At 32.6% G+C, this 669-nt stretch carries 1 protein-coding gene; it reads left to right on the top strand.

All coding sequences use genetic code 11. From position 1 onward, the window contains the following. Window positions 1-567 (top strand): hypothetical protein (locus J3U14_RS11660; protein WP_267369703.1); only part of this gene is annotated, 567 nt, incomplete at its 5' end. Window positions 568-669 lie beyond the last annotated feature (102 nt).

Here is a 669-nt window from a genome sequence, read left to right as displayed (position 1 = left end):
TTAACCAAAACCAAAGGCAATTTTTGTTATTATTTAGGCGCGGTTAAATTTCCGTATACCGATGAACCGGTATTAGAAAGTGATATTCAGTGGGATATTTGGAATAAAAATAGATTATTTAAAACGTTACCGTTGTTTGCAGAATTAGGCTTATTAAGCCAAACGCCAGTAGAAGGGCAATCAGGCATTTATCGCTATGACTTAACCAATTTAGGGCGTGAATATTGGTATCAATATATTAATAATAGCGATAAGGAACCTATTTACTATAGCTCTTTTTGTTATGGCCCCAAAAAAATAGTAAAAGTAACGGATATAACTGAAAAAACATATGAAAAAGGTCGTTTTACAGGAAGAAAAGAAACACAAGTTAATGTCGATATCGATTATCAAGTATTGGATACCCCAGATTGGGCATTAAATGGACAAGATAAGCTTAATGCCTTATATAGCGTTGAAGTAAAAGTACCCGGAAAAACTTATATTGATGAGATCACTTTTATCAAAGGCGATGACGGTGAATTATATCATCACAAATCCTTGGGTTATTTATTGATTAAACCTTAGAAGCACGGAATGAAAACATTAACTAAATTCACCTTTTAACCAGTATTAGAAAATGTAATTCAATGGACTATTTGTTTTGGTTATCGGGATATCAATACTGGT

The sequence above is a fragment of the Gilliamella sp. B3801 genome, assembly GCF_026536645.1.
In the GTDB taxonomy this organism is placed as follows: domain Bacteria; phylum Pseudomonadota; class Gammaproteobacteria; order Enterobacterales; family Orbaceae; genus Gilliamella; species Gilliamella apicola_I.
Note: the sequence above shows the minus strand (reverse complement) of the source record. Positions and strands in the feature narration are given on the sequence as shown.